The following is a 19,729-nucleotide window of genomic DNA, read 5'->3' as shown; positions in this document are numbered from 1 at the left end:
GAGATTCGCTCATCCTCCCTTAATCTTCCGTTTCTGAACGGAAGATTAAGGGAGGATGAGCGAATCTCTACTATATCTCTACCGGACCGGGATTAAGAGCCTATATCAGGGATTATTTTTCATCTTGATCAGGTTAGCCACTAAACCCGTCCATCCGGTCTGATGGGAGGCGCCCAGGCCTTTCCCGCTTTCCCCATGGAAATATTCAAAAAAGAGGATGTTGTCTTTGAAATGTGGGTCGTTCTGCAGCTTCTCGTTATTGCCGAACACAGCCCTTCTGCCATTTTCATCTTTGAGGAAGATCTTCAGCAGGCGGCAGGCCAGTAAAGTACCCACTTCTTTCAGGGAATAGAACTTCCCGCTACGACTCGGGTATTCTACCCTGAAATCATCCGAATAGAAATAGTGGAATTTCCGCAGGCTTTCTATCATCAGGAAATTCATCTGCATCCAGACGGGGCCTCTCCAGTTGGAGTTACCACCATAAGTGTAACTGTCGCTTTCTCCCGGGAGGTATTTTACCCGCAGTTCCACGCCATCTTTACAGAATATAAAGGGATTGTGTTCGTCATACTTTTTGGAAAGGGAACGTACGCCATAGGTACTGAGAAATTCTGTTTCATCCAGCATCCTGGAGAGCAGCCGCTTCATACGGTGGCCGCGCAGGAGGCTAAGCAGGTGTTTGTTGCCTTTTCCTTCCTCGTTCCAGCGGGACACGAGTTGTGCAAGGTCGGGCCGGTGGCGTAGGAACCAGGACATCCTCTTTTCAAAGGCCGGATTATTTTTCAGCGTTTCAGTCGATATTACCTCCACCGCAAACAGGGGTATCAGTCCGACCATACTGCGCAGGCGCAGCCTTTCTACCCTGTTGTCGGGCATACGGATCTGGTCGTAATAGAATTCATCCTTATCATCCCACAGGCCATTCTTCACATCTCCCATACTGGCCATGGCGCCGGCAATGTACAGGAAGTGCTCAAAGAACTTGGTGGCCATACCGGTATACACTTTATTGTAACTGGCCAGTTCCAGGGCTATATGCAGCATGTTCAGGGCATAAATGGCCATCCAGCTGGTGGCATCTGCCTGTTCCTGCCTTACACCGCTGGGCAGGGGCATACTGCGGTCGAAGGCCCCTACGTTATCCAGTCCCAGGAAACCGCCTTCGAAGATATTGCTACCGCTACTGTCCTTACGGTTCACCCACCAGGTGAAGTTGATCATCAATTTATGGAATACTGCTTCCAGGAACTCGTAGTCCTTACGCCCTTTAATAGCGGCATCCTGCTTAAAGATCCTGAAGGTAGCGCCGGCATGCACCGGAGGATTGACATCGCCGAAAGCCCATTCATAGGCCGGAAATTCGCCGGAGGCATTCATATACCACTCCTCCGTCAGCATCAGCAACTGCTGCTTGGCAAAGTCGGGATCCACCATGGCCAGCGTAACGCAATGGAAGGCCAGGTCCCAGGCAGCATACCAGGGAAATTCCCATTTGTCGGGCACGGAAATAATGTCTTCGTTGTTCAGCTGCTTCCAGTTCTTATTACGGCCGTTCAGCCTTTCAGACGGCGGTGGTGGGCTCGCAGGATCTCCATCCAGCCATTGCTGCACTTTGTAGGAGTAGAATTGTTTATTCCACAACATACCGCTCAGGGCCTGACGCTGTACCAGCCGCTCGTCTTCGTCTTTGATAGTAGACTGGATATCGGCATAGAACTCGTCTGCTTCAGCCAGACGTGTCTGGAAAAGCGTATCAAAATCTGCGAAAGGGCTGGCGGCCTGTTTGTCTGACAGGCGTAAACGCACAGTTGCGGATCCTTTGGCAGGAACGGATAATTTATAGTGAACGGCAGCTTTAGTGCCTTTCCTTTCGGGATTGACGGTATTGGCGCCATAGGCGATATGATCGTGGATACCATCTTTCGGGTAGGGCGTATTGCCATTTACTTTGTAGAGGCGGGGGTAGTTGGTTTCATTTTCGCAGAACAGCAGCTGTCCGTCGCCCTCCTGGTAAAGGTATTGCACGGCTACTTTTTCATGGCAGAGGCGTACTGCGCGATCGTCTTCCGCCCAGAGGGCCGGCTTATAGTCATGGCGGCCCCATGCCCAGGTATTACGGAACCAAACGGTGGGCGCCAGGTGGAGATCTGCAGCTTCATCGCCCCGGTTATGCACGGTGATCTTCACCAGGATATCATCGGTACCGGCTTTGGCATATTCAACGAATACGTCGAAGTATTTATCATCGTTAAAGAGACCGGTATCTATTATTTCAAATTCCTCTTCATGCTTTCCCCTGCGGGCATTCTCATCTATCAGCCATTGATAGGGAAATGCCTGCTGCGGGTATTTGTACAGCATTTTCATATACGAGTGCGTGGGCGTGGCATCGAGGTAGTAGTATAGTTCCTTTACGTCTTCTCCGTGATTGCCCTGTGCATTTGTGAGGCCGAAGAAGCGTTCTTTCATGATAGTGTCTTTCCCATTCCAGAGGCCCAGGGAGAAGCACAGCAACTGCTTATCGTCCGAGATACCTGCAATACCATCTTCTCCCCATCTCCAGGCCCTGCTGCGGGCCATGTCGTGGGTGGTATAGTCCCAGGCGCTACCATCGGCACTGTAATCTTCCCTGACAGTTCCCCACTGCCTGTCACTCACATAAGATCCCCATTTCTTCCATCCGTTCTGTTGTAATCTTTGTTGTTCCTTAGTCATATTATCTGATCTTGAAGTAAGCGATTAGCCAACCGACAACTTCGCTGTAGCTGCGGATGCCTTTTTCCTGTTTATTAGCTTTAAGATATTGATCATAGATCATTGCGGTGTAGTCGTCTACCGGACTACGGTAGCGGTCGTAAAAGTCCCTCATCTGCCGCATATCGGCCCGGATGCCTGGCACTGTTCTGCGCCATAGTTGTCCGGCCAGCGTGGTGTCCTGTCTTCTGAGCTGGCGTACACTATACATAAACATCTCAAAGTTGGCAGCATAACGAAAGCGGACATCCGGGGAATGGTCTGCTACAAGATAACCCACAAAATTGGCTTCTTGTTCAGGGGCATATCCCAACTGATGTGCCACCTCATGGCAGATAGTAAAAGGGTGCAGGAAGCCGGGGGTGGTCACATTGACCTGAGCCTCGCCGGTGAAAGGGTTGAGGTAGCCGCCCACTCCCATATAATTCAGCAGCTGGCTGTAAAGAGATGGCTTGATGCAGGTGTTTTTGTACCGCAGGCTGGGCCATTGCTCGCTGGCCTTACTGTAGGCCATGACCGCCTGGCTGAACATAGCGGCGCTGTCAGGACCGGGGTGGGTAGCATTGACGCTGTCGCCCAGGGCAATTTTACATTGGTTCACCTGTTGAAGCAATGTGTCGGCCAGCTGGTATAACTGGTCAGTTGAATAATCTTCGACGTCCAGGCGGAGATCTTTTGCCAGGGAATCGCGTTCATAATTATATCCCCAGAATAACATAAAGACAAGATATACAGTCAGTAAGGACTGAATGCCCCTTAAAATCTTAAGTCCGAGGCTTTCCCATTGTCTTTTTATGATTTTATAACATATATTTAACAAATAAACAATCAGAGTTATAATCCAGGCGGCATAAATTACGTCGCCGACACTGAAAGGTACTTTCCCCAGTACCTGGCGGAGAAGTAAACTGATCCAACTGTATAACCTATGAAAATAATAACCAGAAAACCTGTCACTGAATGTAAACAAGGCCTGCAGCAGGCAAATACACAAAACGGTTATCAGTATACGTATTCCTATACCCTGTATCTTTATTTTAAAATCCATATCAACCTACTAAACAAATGACCGATGAAATATTAATGGGTGAGCTGACATCTGCACTTTCCTGTCAGTCGGGAATGAAAATACATATTAATTACGCAGAAAAACTACCCGGTGGAGATATAAATGAAACTTTTAAGCTGAATACAGATAGTGGGTTGCTGTTCCTGAAAATGAACGATGCGCGCAGCTATCCTGATATGTTTGAGAGGGAGTTTATGGGATTGGAAGCGATTTATGCCACTAATACACTGGCCGTTCCGCGTCCGCTGGCCACAGGCCGTTCGGGTGGGAAAGTTTTCCTGGTCACTGAATTTATAGAGAAGGGCGGCGCGAATCCTGATTTCTGGGAGAATTTTGCAGCGGGACTGTCCCGTATGCACCGGCATACGCAGGCACATTTCGGATTACCGCAGGCCAATTATATCGGCACGATCAAACAATATAATACACCTTATACCAACTGGTCAGTTTTTTATGCGTTCAACCGTTTACAGCCGCTGACCAGGGTGGCGTACGACCGTCAGGTTATTGACAAGCAGATGGTAACGCAGATGGAGGGTTTATGGCGGCAGTTACCGCAGATATTTCCGGATGAGCCGCCGGCATTGTTGCATGGGGACTTGTGGTCGGGCAATTTTATGGTAGGACCGGATGGCAGGGCGCGTGTGTATGACCCGGCGGTATATTATGGCAACCGTGAAATGGACCTGGCCATGGCAAGACTTTTCGGTGGATTCGACACCCGTTTTTATTATACCTATCAAAGTATGTTCCCGCTGGCGCATGAGTGGCAGCAACGTATCAGCATATGCCAGCTGTACCCGCTGATGGTACATCTGCTATTGTTTGGCGGCAGCTATTACAATAGTGTAAAGGAAGTGCTGGATACATTCTGATATCTGCTCACAGCAGTTCTTTCATTCTTTCATACTCCTGTTCGATGATCGGATAGAATTTATCCAGGTCGCGTGAGATGCCTGCGAAGACTTCATCTACTTCTTCGGGAGGGGTGTGTGCGTTACTGTTGAGCGTATTTTCCAGTGTTTGCATTTTATGGGTGATCCAGGTAAGGCCCACCATGGCAAAATTAGGTTTCAGCTTATGTACCTGAAACTTGAGCTGTTCCCAGTCGCGATTTTCCACCAGTTTTCTGAGTTTCACAACTTCTTCCCGGATGGTTTTCAGGAAGATCTCAAAGAGATCTGCGGCATAGGAGATATTGTTCTCGTATAAAGCATTCAGATACTTTACATCCAGTTCATTATGGAATTCAAATCCGGAAAAGTTTGTAGAATCCTCCATTATTAATTCTGTTTCATCATCATTCAGGTATTTGTTCAATACCTGCAATAATTGGTCTGGCGTATAAGGTTTCGTTAAGATATCAGTAATACCTGCCTGTCTTGCCTGGGTAAAAGTGCTCTCCATGGCGAGGGCAGTAGTTGCCACGAGCGGTGTGGCGACGTTTGGCTTAGCTTCGTCCTGCCTGATCTTTTCGGCAAGTTCCAGACCGTTCAGCCCTGGAATACGAATATCGAGCAAAATAAGGTCATAAAGTCTGGAATCCAGAAAATACAGTGCATCGGGCCCATTTGTGGCCAGTTGGTGCTGTATATTGTATTTCTCCAGCAAACTAATGATATACCTGAGGTTCATAGGATTGTCCTCAATGACCAATACCTTGGCTGCAGAGAAATTGGGTTGCCTGCTCATATTTCCGGACCTTATATTTGTTACTGAGGGTTTACGGGTATCAATAAAGGGCAGATTAAATGAAAAACAGGTGCTGTAGCCGTGAGATTCTTCCACGAAGATGCTTCCGCCCTGTAGTTCCACTAACTGTTTGGATATGGCTAACCCCAATCCTGTGCCACCGTATATTTCCCTGATCTCCTGTTCCGCCTGTTTATAGTTCTGGAAAATGAGCTCCAGTTTATCTTTCTGGATACCGATACCGGTGTCGCAGACCTGGAAGCGTACCCAGCGTTTATCTTCCTGCCAGGATTCGAGCTTAACGTTAATGGCGATTTCACCTTCCCTGGTGAATTTCTCTGCATTACCTAACAAGTTCATAAGTATTTGGTTCAGCAGCATGTCATCGCCTACCAGTCTGTTCTGCAGCTGGGGATCGATATTGGCAGAGATCCTGACGGGGCGCTGGCCAATTTTGAGTTCGAAGGTGTGCCGCAGGGATTGGACCAGTTCGGTGAGGTTAAATTCACGCTGGTTGACCTGCAGCTCTCCGGCTTCTATTTTAGAGAGGTCGAGAATGTCGGAAATAAGTCCCATCAGGATACCCGATGAGTGCTTCAGGATGTTGATATAATCCCGCTGTTTGGCATCGAGGTTGGTTTCTTCCAGGAGATGGGTCATTCCTACGATAACGTTCAGGGGAGTCCTGATCTCATGGCTCATGCTGGCCAGGAACTCTTTCTGGGCGCCCCGGGCCTCTTCCGCCTGGCGGCGGGCCAGGTCCATTTCAGAGCGGGGCATTTTATGCCTGGAAACGTCCACTATCTGCCAGATACTGCCAATAAAGCGGCGTTTCTCTATCAGGGGATTATAGCTTACCTCATATATACGTCCGTCTTTGAGGATCAGTTCCCAGCCGAAATAGGGTTTCTTTTTCTGGCGGAGTTCCTTCATTTTCTCCTCAAAGGCCTCGGGACGCTGGACGAGGCGGCTAAAGTATTTAATAACAGCAGAAAAGGACATTCCGGCAATGTGGGAGGCATCGGCTGCGGCATTTTCTTCAAAGACCCGGTTGATCCAGATGACCCGGTGCAGGGCATTGGTAACCAGCACGCCGGCGTTACTGTTCTGGAGGAATACGCTGATGGGAAGTGAAAATATAGCAAGGCTGTCCGCAGATAAACTACGGCCAGTGGGATGTTTTCTCGTACCTTTGATCCGGGTTTTTGCCATTCTGTTTAGTCCTGGTTGGGAGTTGGCGCTCCTAAACATAATTTTATACAGTAATACAATATATAAATATTATGTTGGGAATCAACAAAATTAGGAAATTTTTGCAATTGGAAATATTTGGTTACCTTTGCATCCCTCTAAAAGTGAGGATTTTATTATGAAAGCACTCCGTCAATTTGATATTGCCTTTGTGGGACTGAAGCCCGGAGAGCATACATTTGAGTACCAAATTACGGATAGTTTCTTTGAAAACTACGGCCCGCAGGATTTCAGTAATTGTAACGCGACTGTTAAGTTGCTGTTAGACAAGAAGAGTAATTTTTTCCTGTTAAAATTCGAGATTGGCGGAAAGGTGACAGTCAACTGCGACCGTTGCGGACAACCATTTGAGTTACAGCTTTGGGATGATTTTGACCAGGTTGTGAAGATGGTGGATAATCCGGACGAATTGAATGATGATGAGGACCCGGAGGTATCTTACATCTCCAAAACGGAATCTCATCTGAATGTTGCGGAATGGATATACGAGTTCATCAATCTCAGTATTCCGATGCAACGTATTCATCCTGATGATAGTACGGGCAAGAGCGGTTGTGATCCGAAGGTACTGGACATGCTTGACCAGATGAACCGGCAGGCGGGTGAGAAAGATAATCCGATCTGGAAAGACCTGGATAAATTTCGTGAGAACTGAGTAGCCGGTATACCTTCAAAGGCGGAGACTGATTTAACTTATTAAACACTAAACACGGACAATTAAAACTTAAATACGATGCCAAATCCGAAACGCAGACATTCTCAGCAAAGATCAGCTAAGAGAAGGACGCATTACAAGGCCTTTGCGGATACTTTAAGCACAGATAGCGCAACTGGTGAAGTGCACCTGAGACATCGTGCTCACTGGGTAGAGAACAAACTGTACTACAGAGGTAAAGTAGTATTGGAAAAACAAAGCAGCACTAAATAATTTTACTATTTTTACCCCGACCAAACAGACAAACCTAAACGTTCATGAGAATCGGGCTTGATATGATGGGTGGCGACTTCGCTCCCCAGGAAGCAGTAAAAGGAGTAAAATTATATTTAGACACTGTTGCTAAGGACGCGCACCTGGTGCTGATTGGTGATGAAGCATGTCTCAAGCCTTTGTTGTCAGATGCGCAGTTAGACCAATCAAAATATTCAGTTGTTCATTCATCCCAGGTAATCGGGATGAATGAACATCCTACCAAGGCACTGAAGGAAAAACCTCAGTCCTCTATTGGCATTGGCTTCCATTTATTACAGAATGGCAAAATCGATGCATTTATCAGTGCCGGTAACACCGGTGCTATGATGGTGGGTACATTCTACTCCATCAAAGCAATAGATGGTATACAAAGGCCCACTATATCCACTCCCGTTCCAAGGGAAAACGGATCTTTCGGGCTTTTACTGGATGTTGGTATCAACGCGGACTGCAAACCTGAAAACCTGCTGCAATTTGCCATCCTCGGCTCACTTTATTCCAAACACATACTGAAGATCAACAATCCTAAAGTAGGACTGCTGAATATTGGTGAGGAAGAAGGTAAGGGCAACCTCCTGGCGCAGGCAACTTATCCCCTGCTCAAAGAAAATCCATTGCTGAATTTCATCGGCAACGTGGAAGGAAGGGATGTTTTGACTGACAAGGCAGATGTGATAGTGTGCGAAGGATTCACCGGTAACGTCGTGTTGAAAATGGCTGAATCATTCCATGAAATTGCGGTAAGACGCAAGATCAATGATGATTACATGAACAAATTCGACTTCGAAAGTTATGGTGGTACTCCTGTACTGGGAGTTTCACAACCGGTGATCATCGGTCATGGTATTTCCAAAGGCCTGGCCTTTAAAAACATGATCGCGCTGGCTCAACAGATGATCGAAACAAAACTGCTGGATAAAGTCCGGGAGAGCTTTGTGAAATAATTTACGTCCTATTGAAAATGAAAGGTATTGATACCGTCTCGTGTAAGCGAGACGGTATTTTTTTTTACAAAAATCGGGGGATTTATGGATGTTCCCGGGTTATCGTTTGTCCGGTTATCGTTTGTCCGGTTATCGTTCCCGGTTATCGTTCCCGGATTATGGTTCCCGGTTATCGTTCCCCGGGTTATCGTTCGTCCCCGGGGTTGAAACCCCGCGCTACAAACATTGCGGCTCCTAACGGAGCTGACCCAAACGATTGATATATGCGGATCAGACGACGTGTTCCATCCCAGTCGATCGACCCCGTTAGGGGTCGTGTGTTTGTAGCCCGGGTGAAACCCCGGAACGTAGGCAGATCAAATGACATGTTCCATCCCAGTCGATCGACCCCGTTAGGGGTCGTATATTTGTAGCCCGGGGTGAAACCCCGGGAACGTAGGCAGATCAAATGACGTGTTCCATCCAAGACGATCGACCCCGTTAGGGGTCGTGTGTTTGTAGCCCGGGGTGAAACCCCGGGAACGTAGGCAGATCAAATGACATGTTCCATCCCAGTCGATCGACCCCGTTAGGGGTCGTGTGTTTGTAGCCCGGGGTGAAACCCCGGGAACGTATGCGGGATCAAACCTTTTCCAAAGGTAACCGTACATAGAAGGTTGTACCCACCGTCAATTGCGTTTCAAACCAGATCTCTCCCCTCGCCTGCTCTACAATGTTTTTACACATGGCCAATCCGAGGCCGGTACCGGAGTTTTTGGTGGTGAAATTAGGTACAAAGATCTTGGGTTGGATCTCTGGTGGAATGCCTTCCCCATTGTCTTCCACGCTCACCACTACCCAACCGTCTTCTGCCTGTTCCATGGCGATGGTGACATGCCCTACCCTGCCTTCCGGTAACGCCTGTACTGCGTTCTGCAGCAGGTTGGTGAACAGGCGGTTCATCTGCGTTTTATCGGCGAAAATATAATAGGCACGTCCGGGTGGCGTGAAATGGATATTACAGTTCTCGTGGCTCTGGTACAGGTCCTTCAGCGAATGCAGGACTTCATTCAGCAGTAATACCTCGCTGTTGGCCTCATCGATGCGTGAAAAGGCGGAGAAATCGGAGGCGATATTAGCCAGGTGCTCTATCTGCTCTACCAGTGTATGCGCTACGTTATGAGACAGCTGCTTTACATTGGGCGCATCATTGTCGATGGCACGTTGCAGGTATTGGATACTCAGCTTCATAGGCGTGAGCGGGTTCTTAATTTCATGTGCTACCTGACGAGCCATTTCCCTCCAGGCGCCTTCTCTCTCACTCTTTGCCAACCTGGCGGCACTCACTTCCAGCTTGCGTACCATTTTGTTGTATTCTTTTACCAGCGCACCTATTTCATCGTCTTTCTCCCACTCTATCTCATCATTCTGTTGTCCCAGGCTTACATGGCGCAGTTTTTCCGTTACCAGCGAGAACGACTTGGTGATGGAGTTAGTGATCAGCAGAGCCAGTAAACCGGCTATCAGGAATATGAAAGCATTAAAGTTGATGAGCGCTACCAGGAAGTTGGAGATCTGTTGGTTCAACTCTGTCTGGGTGGCAAAATAAGGTACATTCAGATAGGCAAAGATCTCGCCGTTACTACGTAGTGGTGCATATCCTGAAAGATATTGCATGGACCCGATCTTTTCCTTCTGGATCCACTGGATCTTGGGCTCCCGATACAACTGTATGAAAGCATTAGGATTGATCTTCTTCGATAAGAGACCTTTTTCTGTGATCAGGGGTTGTGTGGTGACCTGCAGGTTGCCATCCCTGTCGTAAACGTTGATATCCAGCGCACGCTCGTCTGCGATCTCGCCCATGGCAGATGTCAGGCTGGCCTGGAAAATAGGATCATACAGGTCTTCCAGGTCATCAAACATACGCTGATCTGCAAAGACCTTTTCCACATCGTGGGATACCTCGTTGATCGTGCGGCTCAGTCTTTCTTTATTCTCTCTTTCTGAGCGGTCTATAAAGAACAGGATAGTGGTCAGACCCAATATGATAAAGGCGAATACTACGATGAAAATGATCGTGCCATGTACCTTTTTACGGATGCTGATGTTGACCAGCGCCTTGAGGTTACCAATACGCATCCTCGCCTTCACCAGCAGGTCGAGTACCCTGTAGATCGCAATGATGAGTAAAAAGAGGCAGAACATGTAAGCAAAGAGGGTGATGAATTCCACAAAGCCCCTGTTCTCTTTCACCACTATCACGACCTTGTCTTTTGAAGCCTTGTAGATAAGCCTGGAATAGCCTTTTTCGGATTGTACCGTGATGTCTTCTTTCGGGATATCTGAGCCGTATAATTTTACGGGGAATGCAAAGTCGTTGTTATTGCTCACCAGTTGTCCCTGGTCATAGATGGCATAGGAATAGGCTGCAGACGATTCCTTCTCCGGGTCATAGATCTCTCCATCCACCAGCAGTTCCGGATACAGGCGCTGCGTATTGACCACTGCCGGTGTTAGTTCGTATATCAGGTAACCGGAAGGGATACCGTTGTTATAGAAATCTTTGCGGCCGATATAGCTATAGTCATTGAAGCTCCGTTCGTTGTAATACAGCTCGTTGCCTATCAACTCGGAGCCCATCAGCATACGCCGGCTCAGTGCAGGGAATGTGGAGGTATCTCCGCCGTAGATAGGTTCAAAGTATTCGTTGAAGGCATAGAAGGTAACGTTGAAGCGCCCCAGGTAGCCTTTGAAATATTTTTGTTTCAGTTCGTTTTCCAGTGTGGACCTGGGCATGCTCCGGCCGGTGCTACTGGTACTTTGCTGGAAGAACAGCTGTAACAGTTCATCTTCTTCCATTTGCCGCGTTACGTCGGTCAGCAGCATCTCCACGTAGGGATCTTTCTGTTTGGACAATTCCACCGCCATACGTTCCCTCAGGCTCAACTCCTTCTGGTCGTTGTAATACACCAGTACAGCCGAGGTAGTGATAGTGAGCAGGAACAGCCAGAAGAGGAAAGGAACGGTGGCCAGACTGTTCTCAAAACGGTAAGACAATACATCCAGCAGCACCACATAGATGATAAGCCAGATCACCATAGCCACAGAGTAGTATATCTCCGGGTCCTGGAGGCGGAATGTCAGCCATATCATACCCACGGCAGCCAGGAAGATGTATTTGGTACGGTGCCGGAAATTGGTCAGTTCATTCAGCAGGTAGTTGATGATCTGCGAGAAGAACAGGAAGCTGAACGAGATGAAACCCAGGATCACAAAACCGATGATACTGTATTCATTCAGGCTGAAAGGATTGGCCACATCAAAAGAGATCCTGGAGTCGATCACCAGGCTTCGGATCAGTTCAGACAGAAACTCTCCTACCACATACATGATGAAGCTGGCAAGGATGATCACCAGGCGTTGCTGCCAGCGATTCTTCACAATGGGCGGTTTGATAGTCTTTACGTGCTCGCGGAAGAAAAGCAGGAGCCAGAATCCGAGCAGCACGTTCAGCAGGAGGTCGCCCAGGGAGCGGAACACTTCATCCTTCGCGTAAATGAGTGGTGTAAAGATATTGAGCGCACGGAGGTTAAAAGGAAAAGGATAGAAATAACTCAGCGTCCGGCAGAATATGATGACGGCAAACAGGAAGAAAAAGCCATACATGGGATTCTTCTGCCGGGCCAGCATAGTGGCAAACAGGTTGATGAAGATCAGGACACAGATACATCCGAGCACCCTCAGAATGACACTGAGCAGATTAGGCGGCCCGGCATCTAGGGTACGATCGTAGTACAGGTAGAAGAGGATAAGGTCCTGACCGTTCAGCACGGGTATGCCGGGTGGTTTGAGATGGATGGTGTATTCCATCCCCAGGGCAGGTTTATCGTAAAAATGGTCTACCAGGTAACTGTTGCTAAGGCTGTACTCCATCATCACGGGGATGGCCCCGAGGATGTACCGTTCATGGCCGGGTTGTTTGGAGGGCAACTTTTTACAGATCACTTCATAGTACCCGTTCTTCAGTTTCAGGAAGCGGATGCCTGGCGTAAGCGGCGCCTGCCATTCTTCCGGCAGCACAAGGTTAGTGCTCCAGTATACCAGCCAGCGGCTGGCAGTACTGCTGTCGTAGGCAAAGACGTAGAAGTCCTTGCTGGCCAGCAGTTTTGCTTCCTCTTCCGTCTGATCGCGGGAGAAGAGGTGACCAATCAGGGTGGTATCGGTTGTCAGTTCTTCAAAAGCCAGTTCACGCTGCCACAGGCTTTTTTCCAGGCTGCGTTTTACACCTTGTGGGGAGGAATAGTATGACCAGTAATTGCTGAAAAGGAATGAAAAGGTAAACAACCAGGCAGCAATGATCAGGAGATATCCGTGGCGGATGAAAAAAAACCTTATTTCTTTGATATCCAGCAACTTCTTTATTTTTCTGATTTTTTCACTTCGTTCCAGAGGCCGTCCATTTCCGTCAATGACATTTCATCGAGCGTTTTACCCTGTGCTGTTGCCATTTGTTCCATCTGCCGGAAGCGGCGTATAAACTTCTTATTGGTGCGTTCCAGGGCGTTTTCGGCGTCTACTTTCAGGAAGCGGGAGTAGTTCACCAGAGAGAACAAAACATCGCCAAATTCGTCCTCTATTTGGTCAGGCTGTCCCTGCCGAACCACTTCATGCAATTCTTCTATTTCTTCTTTGACCTTATCCCATACCTGGTCGATATTATCCCATTCAAAACCTACCTGTTTGGCTTTGGACTGGAGGCGCATGGCTTTTACGAGGGCCGGCAGGGATACGGGCACACCGCTGAGTACGGAGGTCTTGCCTTCCTTCAGTTTCAGTTTCTCCCAGTTTTGTTTGACTTCTTCTTCATTTTCCACCTTTACGTCGCCATAGATATGCGGGTGGCGGTAGATGAGCTTTTCACAGATGCCATTAATGACATCATCCATAGTAAATTGCTGCTGCTCTTTACCGATCTTTGCGTAAAATACGATGTGCAGGAGCAGATCTCCCAGTTCTTCTTTTATTGCTTTCCAGTCCTGGTCAGTGATCGCATCTGCCAGTTCGTATAGTTCTTCTATGGTTTGCTGACGGAGTGTCTGGATGGTTTGTTTCCTGTCCCAGGGGCATTTTTCACGCAAATCATCCATGATTTCCAGCAGGCGGTTGAAGGCCGAATTATTTTCCATCTGTCAAATATAAAGAATTCCCGCAGGGGGACGTCTGTATGGGATTTATGTTAATTTCTTTTTGTTGACAGAAAGGGCATTTTAGTTACATTTGCCGCCGGTTTTGGTTAACCGGAAAACTACTAATTTTTAATTCATGAATAGCAAACACATTGCGCTAATTTCAGCGGAGCTGAACATCTCAGCGCGACAAGCGGAGAACACCATGAATTTGCTGGCGGAAGGGTCCACCGTGCCATTCATCAGTCGCTACCGTAAGGAAGTGACCGGTAGTCTGGACGAGGTACAGATCGGGAAGATCGAAGATCTCCAGAAACGCTACCAGGAAGTGGATGAACGCCGCGCTTTCATCATCAAAACCATTACAGACCAGGAGAAAATGACTCCTGAGCTGCTGGGCAAACTTGAAAACACCTGGGCACTCACAGAACTGGAAGACATTTACCTCCCATATAAACCAAAACGCAAGACCAGAGGTACGCAGGCTATCGAAAAAGGTCTGGAGCCGCTGGCCAAACTGATCTTCGAACAGCAGGAGAATGCGCCGCAAAGCGCTGCAGAGCAGTTCCTGAATGAGCAGGTGGCATCTACAGAAGAAGCACTGAAAGGCGCACGCGATATCATGGCAGAATGGATCAACGAAAATGCCGAACTGCGTGATAAACTGCGTAAACTCTTTACCCATACTGCCGTACTGACATCCAAAGTGATAGAGGGTAAGGAAGAAGAGGGCGCCAAGTACAAAGACTATTTTGATTTCAGCGAAGAGATCAGCGCTATCCCTTCACACAGGGTGCTGGCTATCCTGCGTGGTGAGTCAGAAGGTTTCCTGTATGCCACTATCAGCCCCGCTGAAGAAGACGCGACATCCATCATAGATAAACAGTTCGTAACCGGTAATAACGCCAGCAGCGAGCAGGTGAAAAAAGCGGGTGCAGACTCTTACAAACGTCTGCTTCGTCCGTCACTGGAGAACGAGTTCCGTGCCTTAGGTAAAGAGCAGGCAGACGCTGAAGCGATAGAAGTATTCGCCGAAAACCTGCGCCAGTTATTGCTGGCCGCTCCGTTAGGACCTAAAGCGGTGATTGCCATTGACCCGGGTTACAGAACCGGTTGTAAAGTAGTAGCACTGGACAACCAGGGCAATATGCTGGACAACGATGTAATTTATCCGCTGGAGAAAAACTACAAGAGAGACGATGCTGAAGCCCTGCTGAAAAGATGGGCGGAGAAATACGATACTGCTGCCATCGCCGTGGGTAATGGTACTGCAGGCCGTGAGACAGAGGAATTTGTGAAGAAGATCGACTTTGGTAAGAAGATCAACGTTTTCATGGTAAATGAAAGCGGTGCTTCTGTATATTCTGCTTCTGAAGTAGCGAGAGAAGAATTCCCTGATTTCGATGTAACTGTACGTGGCGCCGTATCTATTGGCCGCAGGCTGATAGATCCGCTGGCAGAACTGGTGAAAATAGATCCGAAAGCGATCGGTGTAGGTCAGTACCAGCACGATGTAAACCAATCCAGCCTGAAACAAAGCCTTGACAGGGTGGTGATAAGCTGCGTGAACAATGTAGGTGTGAACCTCAACACAGCGTCCAAACACCTGCTGGCATATGTATCTGGTCTGGGCCCCTCTCTGGCTGAAAACATCGTGAAATACCGCAAAGAGAACGGTGCCTTCAGGAACCGTTTACAGCTGAAGAAAGTGACCCGTCTGGGCGACAAAGCGTTTGAACAGTGCGCAGGGTTCCTCCGTATCGAGAACGGGGACAATCCGCTGGACAACTCGGCAGTGCACCCTGAGCGTTATTCACTGATCGAGAACATGGCTGCCAAACAGCAGTGTACTGTTCAGGACCTGATGACGAAGGAAGAGCTGCGTAAGAAGATCAATCCGAAGGAATATGTAAGTGAAGAAGTAGGTTTACTGACCCTGGAAGACATCCTGAAAGAGCTGGATAAACCGAGCCGTGACCCACGCGACGAGATCGCGATCTTCGAATATGCGGAAGGCATCCGTACCATGGATGATCTGAAGGTAGGCATGACCTTACCGGGAGTAGTGACCAACATCACCAACTTCGGTGCATTCGTGGACATTGGTGTAAAACAGGATGGTCTGGTGCATATCTCCCATCTGAGCAACAAGTTTATCAGCAATCCGAATGAAGCTGTAAAACTGAACCAGAAAGTAACGGTAACGGTACTGGAAGTGGATCCTGCACGTAAGCGTATTTCCCTGTCCATGAAGGACAATGAAGCGCAGGGCGCCGGCGGCGGTGGTCAGCGGAAAGAAAAAAGGGACGGTGGCAAGCCTTCGAAACAGGCTGCACAAGCTCCGCTGAATGATTTCCAGGCGAAACTGATGGAGCTGAAGAAAAAGTTCAATTAAAAGAATAAAGTGTTAACGAAAGCGGCCGTACCAGACATTGGTACGGCCGCTTTTTATTGCTAGCCGGGGGATTTATCTAAGTAAGATCCATCCGGGGAACAGCTCATATTTAACCTTAGTTCAATGAAGGGAACTTGAGTTTCCAGCGTAATAATTTCTCAGGAAAAGCAGAATCATTCCTTTCACTATACAGCTTTACGGCGCCATTTATGGCGATACCTACGTAGATGACATCCCTGCGCATATCAATGGCCAGTGCGGCTTCATCGCCACCGCAAAAGTGTCTGCGACATCCCTGGTTGTAGAGGATATCATTTTCCACTTCTACCGGAGGAGTAACATCAAAGCGTTCTGCAAAAGCGCGGCTGTTGGTGTCCAGTAATGCCTGGATACGCGATTTCAGCGGCTCTCTCTCCAACATGCCGCTTTCTGCTACATACTTACCTTCAAACTGCTCAAAAGCTTGCCAGGAAGCTACCTGGGTGGGTTCAATGGTGTCGGCTACAGCCATCATAGTGTCTGTTGTAGGCAGAGGTGTAGTTCCTTTTTCTTCTCCGTTGGTGACAGCCGGTTCTTTACATCCTAAAATACAGGCAGCTACGACATACAGTGCTGCCAGGTGTTTGTTCATGGTCATGGTCTCTATTACGAATTGCTAATTGTGTATTACGGGTGTATATGTTCAGAGCATGATCCTGTCGGTAATACGCATGTTATTTTCCTTTAAATACAGGTATTCTCTTATCAACAAAAGCCTGCATGCCTTCTTTCTGATCTTCGGAGGCAAACAGGAGATAGAAGTTTTTACGTTCAAAATGCAGCCCTTCTTCCAGTGTGCTGTCAAATGCTTTTAATACGGATTCTTTGGCCATTTTCACTGCCAGCGGACTGAGAGCAGCTACTTCTGAAGCCAGTTGGATGGCTTCTTTCAGGAAGAGTTCCACCGGTACCACCCGGTTGATAAGACCTGCGCGCAATGCTTCTTCTGCGGTGATAAAACGGCCTGTCAATACCATTTCCATGGCGAGCGCCTTACCTACTGCACGGGTAAGACGTTGTGTACCGCCGGCTCCTGGCATGACGCCTATTTTTATTTCTGGTTGTCCGAAGCGCGCTGTTTCACTGGCTATGATCATATCGCAAAGCATAACCAGCTCACATCCCCCACCCAGCGCGAAACCGCTTACTGCCGCTATCAACGGCTTCTTAGTTTTTTTTATTGTGTCCCAGGTACTGAATTGGTCTATGTTATACATATCCATTGCAGTCTTACCTGCCATCTGTTTTATGTCTGCGCCCGCAGCGAATGCTTTTTCATTACCGCTGATAATAATAACCCGTACGTTGTCGTCCGCGTCCAATGCTTTCAATGCGTCCCTGAGTTCTGCCATCAGTTCAAGGTTCAGCGCATTCAGTTCTTTGGGGCGGTTTAACTGGATATGGGCCACATAGGGCGCCACTTCGTGGTGTATGATAATATATTCTGGTTGCATTCCCTAAGTTACGCAATTAATACCGTCATCGTAAAGACAAAACCTACAAATACTATTAATAACGTAATCAGGTAAACCAGTGTTACCAGGAAGCCTTTGAGGAGTGTCTTTCCCCATGACTGCCCGTACGTGTTCTTCAGGGCTATTACCAGGTATGCAAATATAGCGAGCAGTCCCCAGCTGGTAAAGATTTCCGAATGAAAGAGCGCATCCAGGGCTGTACATACCAGAAAAAATATAAAGAAAAATACGTGGATATGCACAGAGAAAACGGCATGATCTGCATAAAACCATTTCTTCTTATCGTACATCCATCTCAGATATAGCGCAAAAAGCGGCAGCAACACAAACACCATTTTTGGATAGTTGTGCTGGAACAGCTCTTCCTGGGCATGATTTTTTTCCTCCTTAGTCTGGCCTTCTCCATCCCTGTTGGCAGAAAAATAATACCGGGCCATTTTACGTTGAATACGGTTGTCACGATATTGTACAGGCAGTGATTGCTGCAGGGAGTCGTACTGTTTTTTGGAGTCAATGGCGTTCAGCCTTCTGAACCAGTCGCCTGTAGAAAGGTCACCTCTCTTGATAGAATCGGGAAGATTTGCATAGACCTCCTTATTCTGTCGGCGGGCAGTCTCTACCTGCTCTCTGGCATCTTTATCAAGTTTATCAAGTGACTCATCATTGCTGTGGGACGTCAGTGTAAAGTAAAAAAAGAAAAAAACGAAGGATGAAAAAATATACAGTTTGATAGGGTGTACAAATTTCACCCGTTTACCGGCGGTATACTCCCTGGTAATAAAGCCCGGTTTGGTGAATAAATACTTGAATGTCAGCAGTGTTTTGGAATCGTAATGTACTATATCGGCAGCAAATTCCTTTACCAGGTGGCCGAAGCTTTCATGGGGGGCAATATTTTCCTGACCGCAATTTGTACAATATCTGCCCGGAACATCCGTTCCACAATTGAGGCAGTTCGTTTCTTTCCTTAGAGGTTGTGTTTTCAAGTATCTTATAGGTTATAGATGGTAAATATAAAAATTATCTTTACAGAAATGAACTACCGAATGTTCCTGAATCATTATTTTTGTATCTAATATGTACACGAGAAAAACCATTTTATTGCTTTTCACAGCATTGCTTGGGTTAAAGCTGTCTGTTTCCGCCCAATACTATTACCAGGACATCGTCAATACCGCCCGTACCGAGGCTAATATGGCCCTGTTAAAAGAAAATAAGATCACTGTGCAACTGGTTCAGAGCTTTGACGCCGGCCAGGAATCAGATAACGATTTCCGCTGTCAGCGTGAGATACTCGCCAATTACCGGCAGATCCGGTCCACGACTGTTTCGCGCGCTACCGGCTATTCCGTAATGACCTCCTACTTTTCTACCAAGGGTAAGCTGACAAAGACCGTAGACAGCACCCGCAGCGTTATTACGACCGTCATTTACATGCGTAATACTAACGATACGAGTGCGAAGATCAGGGAAGTATACCTTACTTCGTATGAGCCGAAATCGAAGTATAAATTCACTGAAACAAGGCGTTATCAGTATGACAGCCTGGGGCGTTTATCAAAAATGATTCATTTTCACGGAGATAAGATAGAAGACTCCACCACTGTCCAGTTTACGCTGGATTCACTGGGGCTGGTGGCTGAAGAGATGGAAAGCGGCAAGGGAGCCAGCGGCAGGCGCATCTATTACAAGTACAATGATCAGAATTTATTGACGGATATCGTGCGCTACTCTCCTACCCGGAAGAAAATGCTGCCAGACTATATTTTTGACTATGATGCCAAGAACAGGATCGGCGCTATGACCACAGTGAACGGCGAGACGGCTACCTATACCATCTGGAGGTACACCTATGACGAACGGGGCCTTCCGATCCAGGAAGAGTGTTATGGAAAGAAAAAGGAACTGTTGGGAACAGTACGGTACAAGTACCGGAAATGATATCGAAAGTATTCAAAAGGGCGTTCTG

The 19,729-nt window shown here is 47.7% G+C and carries 14 protein-coding genes; 6 read left to right on the top strand and 8 right to left on the bottom strand.

The features are described from left to right. Positions 1-105: 105 nt before the first annotated feature. Together L3C95_RS29970 and L3C95_RS29965 are read right to left on the bottom strand one after the other, a co-directional pair. Positions 106-2,718, bottom strand: a complete 2,613-nt coding sequence (locus L3C95_RS29970) for an MGH1-like glycoside hydrolase domain-containing protein (RefSeq protein ID WP_236393956.1) — start codon at positions 2,716-2,718, stop codon at positions 106-108. 1 nt (position 2,719) lies between these two features. Then, positions 2,720-3,805 carry a DUF3810 domain-containing protein gene (locus L3C95_RS29965; RefSeq protein ID WP_236393955.1) on the bottom strand — a complete coding sequence of 362 codons (1,086 nt, stop codon included), beginning with the start codon at positions 3,803-3,805 and terminating at the stop codon, positions 2,720-2,722. Positions 3,806-3,822: 17 nt separating this feature from the next. Between L3C95_RS29965 and L3C95_RS29960 the strand changes: the two genes are divergently transcribed. Beyond that, positions 3,823-4,701: a fructosamine kinase family protein gene (locus L3C95_RS29960; RefSeq protein ID WP_236393954.1), complete on the top strand. Its 879-nt coding sequence runs from the start codon at positions 3,823-3,825 to the stop codon at positions 4,699-4,701. 7 nt (positions 4,702-4,708) lie between these two features. Here L3C95_RS29960 and L3C95_RS29955 read toward each other — a convergent pair whose 3' ends face one another. After that, positions 4,709-6,730 carry an ATP-binding protein gene (locus L3C95_RS29955; protein WP_236393953.1) on the bottom strand — a complete coding sequence of 674 codons (2,022 nt, stop codon included), beginning with the start codon at positions 6,728-6,730 and terminating at the stop codon, positions 4,709-4,711. A 157-nt stretch (positions 6,731-6,887) separates the two neighbouring features. Between L3C95_RS29955 and L3C95_RS29950 the strand changes: the two genes are divergently transcribed. The 3 genes from L3C95_RS29950 to plsX all read left to right on the top strand — a co-directional run bounded on the left by L3C95_RS29950 (position 6,888) and on the right by plsX (position 8,683). Further along, positions 6,888-7,424: a YceD family protein gene (locus L3C95_RS29950; RefSeq protein ID WP_236393952.1), complete on the top strand. Its 537-nt coding sequence runs from the start codon at positions 6,888-6,890 to the stop codon at positions 7,422-7,424. Positions 7,425-7,502: 78 nt separating this feature from the next. After that, entirely contained in the window at positions 7,503-7,697 is a 195-nt protein-coding gene (rpmF, locus tag L3C95_RS29945; RefSeq protein ID WP_012793868.1) for a 50S ribosomal protein L32, read from the top strand. Positions 7,698-7,741: 44 nt separating this feature from the next. Continuing rightward, positions 7,742-8,683 carry a phosphate acyltransferase PlsX gene (gene plsX, locus L3C95_RS29940; protein ID WP_236393951.1) on the top strand — a complete coding sequence of 314 codons (942 nt, stop codon included), beginning with the start codon at positions 7,742-7,744 and terminating at the stop codon, positions 8,681-8,683. Between the two features lie 621 nt (positions 8,684-9,304). On the opposite strand, the gene L3C95_RS29935 is transcribed toward plsX, so the two are convergent. Both L3C95_RS29935 and mazG read right to left on the bottom strand, forming a co-directional pair. Next, on the bottom strand, positions 9,305-13,078 hold the full coding sequence (locus L3C95_RS29935) for a sensor histidine kinase (protein WP_236393950.1): 3,774 nt from the start codon (positions 13,076-13,078) through the stop codon (positions 9,305-9,307). A 5-nt stretch (positions 13,079-13,083) separates the two neighbouring features. Next, on the bottom strand, positions 13,084-13,851 hold the full coding sequence (gene mazG / locus L3C95_RS29930) for a nucleoside triphosphate pyrophosphohydrolase (RefSeq protein WP_236393949.1): 768 nt from the start codon (positions 13,849-13,851) through the stop codon (positions 13,084-13,086). 136 nt (positions 13,852-13,987) lie between these two features. On the opposite strand from mazG, the gene L3C95_RS29925 reads away from it, so the two are divergent. Further along, complete coding sequence (locus L3C95_RS29925) at positions 13,988-16,246, top strand: Tex family protein (RefSeq protein WP_236393948.1); 2,259 nt, start codon at positions 13,988-13,990, stop codon at positions 16,244-16,246. Positions 16,247-16,361: 115 nt separating this feature from the next. On the opposite strand, the gene L3C95_RS29920 is transcribed toward L3C95_RS29925, so the two are convergent. The 3 genes from L3C95_RS29920 to L3C95_RS29910 all read right to left on the bottom strand — a co-directional run bounded on the left by L3C95_RS29920 (position 16,362) and on the right by L3C95_RS29910 (position 18,746). Next, the gene (locus tag L3C95_RS29920; protein WP_236393947.1) at positions 16,362-16,883 is read right to left on the bottom strand and encodes a hypothetical protein; all 522 of its coding nucleotides are present in this window, start codon (positions 16,881-16,883) and stop codon (positions 16,362-16,364) included. A gap of 76 nt (positions 16,884-16,959) precedes the next feature. Next, complete coding sequence (locus L3C95_RS29915; RefSeq protein ID WP_236393946.1) at positions 16,960-17,739, bottom strand: enoyl-CoA hydratase-related protein; 780 nt, start codon at positions 17,737-17,739, stop codon at positions 16,960-16,962. Between the two features lie 8 nt (positions 17,740-17,747). Further along, positions 17,748-18,746: a DUF3667 domain-containing protein gene (locus tag L3C95_RS29910; protein WP_236393945.1), complete on the bottom strand. Its 999-nt coding sequence runs from the start codon at positions 18,744-18,746 to the stop codon at positions 17,748-17,750. 91 nt (positions 18,747-18,837) lie between these two features. Between L3C95_RS29910 and L3C95_RS29905 the strand changes: the two genes are divergently transcribed. Then, positions 18,838-19,701 (top strand): hypothetical protein, encoded by an 864-nt coding sequence (locus L3C95_RS29905; protein ID WP_236393944.1) that lies wholly within the window; start codon positions 18,838-18,840, stop codon positions 19,699-19,701. The last annotated feature ends 28 nt before the right edge of the window (positions 19,702-19,729 follow it).

Origin of the sequence: Chitinophaga filiformis (assembly GCF_021646545.1) — a bacterium.
GTDB classification, from domain to species: domain Bacteria; phylum Bacteroidota; class Bacteroidia; order Chitinophagales; family Chitinophagaceae; genus Chitinophaga; species Chitinophaga filiformis_A.
This window is presented reverse-complemented; position numbering and strand designations above follow the sequence as displayed.

Coding starts and splice junctions, on each gene's coding strand:
- L3C95_RS29915 (WP_236393946.1), bottom strand. CDS start 17,739: ATGCAACCAGAATATATTATCATACACCACGAAGTGGCGCCCTATGTG.
- L3C95_RS29905 (WP_236393944.1), top strand. CDS start 18,838: ATGTACACGAGAAAAACCATTTTATTGCTTTTCACAGCATTGCTTGGG.
- L3C95_RS29960 (WP_236393954.1), top strand. CDS start 3,823: ATGACCGATGAAATATTAATGGGTGAGCTGACATCTGCACTTTCCTGT.
- L3C95_RS29925 (WP_236393948.1), top strand. CDS start 13,988: ATGAATAGCAAACACATTGCGCTAATTTCAGCGGAGCTGAACATCTCA.
- L3C95_RS29955 (WP_236393953.1), bottom strand. CDS start 6,730: ATGGCAAAAACCCGGATCAAAGGTACGAGAAAACATCCCACTGGCCGT.
- L3C95_RS29950 (WP_236393952.1), top strand. CDS start 6,888: ATGAAAGCACTCCGTCAATTTGATATTGCCTTTGTGGGACTGAAGCCC.
- plsX (WP_236393951.1), top strand. CDS start 7,742: ATGAGAATCGGGCTTGATATGATGGGTGGCGACTTCGCTCCCCAGGAA.
- L3C95_RS29965 (WP_236393955.1), bottom strand. CDS start 3,805: ATGGATTTTAAAATAAAGATACAGGGTATAGGAATACGTATACTGATA.
- L3C95_RS29920 (WP_236393947.1), bottom strand. CDS start 16,883: ATGACCATGAACAAACACCTGGCAGCACTGTATGTCGTAGCTGCCTGT.
- mazG (WP_236393949.1), bottom strand. CDS start 13,851: ATGGAAAATAATTCGGCCTTCAACCGCCTGCTGGAAATCATGGATGAT.
- rpmF (WP_012793868.1), top strand. CDS start 7,503: ATGCCAAATCCGAAACGCAGACATTCTCAGCAAAGATCAGCTAAGAGA.
- L3C95_RS29970 (WP_236393956.1), bottom strand. CDS start 2,718: ATGACTAAGGAACAACAAAGATTACAACAGAACGGATGGAAGAAATGG.